The sequence below is a fragment of the Pseudomonas sp. P1_A1 genome, assembly GCF_056406935.1.
Genome location: NZ_JBFTZE010000041.1, coordinates 1 through 2399, shown reverse-complemented (window position 1 = coordinate 2399; position 2399 = coordinate 1). Strand labels below are relative to the sequence as shown.

General features: G+C 62.4%; 1 protein-coding gene. It reads right to left on the bottom strand.

Going from position 1 to position 2399, the window contains the following annotated elements; genetic code table 11:
* The coding region (locus AC1D2Q_RS29470; RefSeq protein WP_477815536.1) for an immunoglobulin-like domain-containing protein at positions 1 to 2399 on the bottom strand (2399 nt) is incomplete at both ends.

The window sequence follows — 2399 nt, the reverse complement described above, 5'->3', positions numbered from 1 at the left end:
GTGTAAGTGACGGTGCCGCCTTCGGCTGCTGAAGCGGTGGCGTTCAGGGTCACGGTCGAGGTGTCGATGGTATCGGTGACGGTGGTCACTGCCGGGGCAGTGCTCGGCACCAGGTTTTCGAAATTGCCACCGGTGGCGGTGGAGATGGTCGCCTGGACCGTACCGGTATCTTTGTAAACGTCATCGGATGGAGCTGGAACGGTCACGGTGCCGGTGGTTTTGCCGGCGTCGATGGTGATTACAGCGCCGTTGCTCAGGGTCACGGTGACTGGTGTGCCGGCGGCGTTGGTCAGGGTTGCGGTGTAAGTGATCTGACCGCCTTCGGCGACCGAGTTGGATGCGCTCAGGCTGAGATTGGTGGTGTCAGCGGTGTCGGTCACCGAGGTGTCGGCCGATTTGCCGTCGACTTCCAGTTTCTCGTAGTTGCCGCCCTTGGCATCGTCGATCTTGACGCTCAGGGAGTTGCCGCCGGCTAGGGCATCGTTGGGTGCAACAAAGGTAACAGAGCCGCTGCTCGCGCCGACCGGAATGGTAATGGTCTGCCCATTGGACAGGGTCACAACCACTGGCGAGCCGGTGACCGGTGCCGACACCGAAGCCGTGTACACCACGGTGCCGCCTTCAGCCACAGTGCTTGTCGCAGTCAGATTGACGGTCGAAGTGTCGATGGTGTCGGTGACGCTGGTGACTGCCGGAGTGGTGCTCGGCACCAGGTTTTCGAAATTGCCACCGGTGGCGGTGGAAATGGTTGCCTGGACCGTGCCGGTGTCTTTGTAAACGTCATCGGATGGAGCCGGAACGGTGACGGTGCCGGTGGTTTTACCGGCGTCGATAGTGATCACGGCGCCGTTGCTCAGCGTTACGGTGACCGGTGTGCCGGCGGCATTGGTCAAAGTGGCGGTGTAAACGATGGAACCGCCTTCGGCCACCGAATCGGTCGCCGACAGGCTGAGGGTGGTGGTGTCAGCGGTGTCGGTCACCGAGGTGTCGGCCGATTTGCCGTCGACTTCCAGTTTCTCGTAGTTGCCGCCCTTGGCATCGTCGATCTTGACGCTCAGCGAACCGCCACCGGCCAACGCGTCGTTCGGCGCGGTGAAGTTGACACTGGCACTGCTCGAGCCGACCGGGATGGTGATGGTCTGGCCGTTGGACAGGGTCACAACCACTGGCGAGCCGGTGACCGGTGCCGACACCGAAGCCGTGTACACCACGGTACCGCCTTCGGCGACGTTCGCGGTCGCACTCAGCGAAACGGTGCTGGTGTCGATGGTGTCGTTGACGGTAGTGACTGCCGGGGCAGTGCTCGGAACCAGGTTCTCGAAGTTGCCACCGGTGGCGTCTTTGATGGTGGTTTCAATGGTTCCGGCGTCTTTATAGACGTCGTCCTTCGGCGCATCGACGGTTACGGAACCGGTGGTTTTGCCTGCTTCGATGGTGATGACGGCGCCATTGCTCAGCGTCACGGTCACTGGCGTGCCGGCGGCATTGGTCAGGGTCGCGGTGTAAGTGATCTGGCCACCTTCGGCTACCGAGTCAGTTGCGCTCAGGCTGAGGTTGGTGGTGTCCGGAGTGTCGGTCACCGAGGTGTCCGCCGACTTGCCGTCGACTTCCAGCTTCTCGTAGTTGCCGCCCTTGGCATCGTCGATCTTGACGCTCAGGGAGTTGCCGCCGGCCAACGCGTCGTTGGGTGCAACAAAATTAACAGAGCCGCTGCTGGCGCCGACTGGAATGGTGATGGTCTGGCCGTTGGACAGGGTCACAACCACTGGTGAACCGGTGACCGGGGCCGACACCGAAGCCGTGTATACCACGGTCCCGCCTTCGGCCACGTTCGCGGTCGCAGTCAGCGAAACGGTGCTGGTGTCGATGGTATCGGTGACGGTGGTGACCGCTGCCGCTGGGCTGGTGGCCAGGTTTTCAAAGTTGCCGCCTGCGGCATCCTTGATGGTGACTTCGACTTGCCCAGCGTCCTTGTAGACGTCGTCCTTTGGTGCATCGACAGTCACGCTGCCGCTAGTGGCACCGGCGGCGATGGTGATCACCGCACCATTGCTCAAGGTCACGGTGACCGGTGTGCCGGCGGCGTTGGTCAAGGTTGCGGTATAAACAATGGAACCGCCTTCGGCCACCGAATCGGTCGCCGACAGGCTGAGGGTGGTGGTGTCCGGTGTGTCGGTCACCGAGGTATCCGCCGACTTGCCGTCGACTTCCAGCTTCTCGTAGTTGCCGCCCTTGGCATCGTCGATCTTGACGCTCAGGGAGTTGCCACCGGCCAGGGCATCGTTGGGCGCGGTGAAGTTGACGCTGGCGCTGCTCGAGCCAACCGGGATGGTGATGGTCTGGCCATTGGACAGGGTCACAACCACTGGCGAACCAGTCACCGGCGCGGACACGGACGC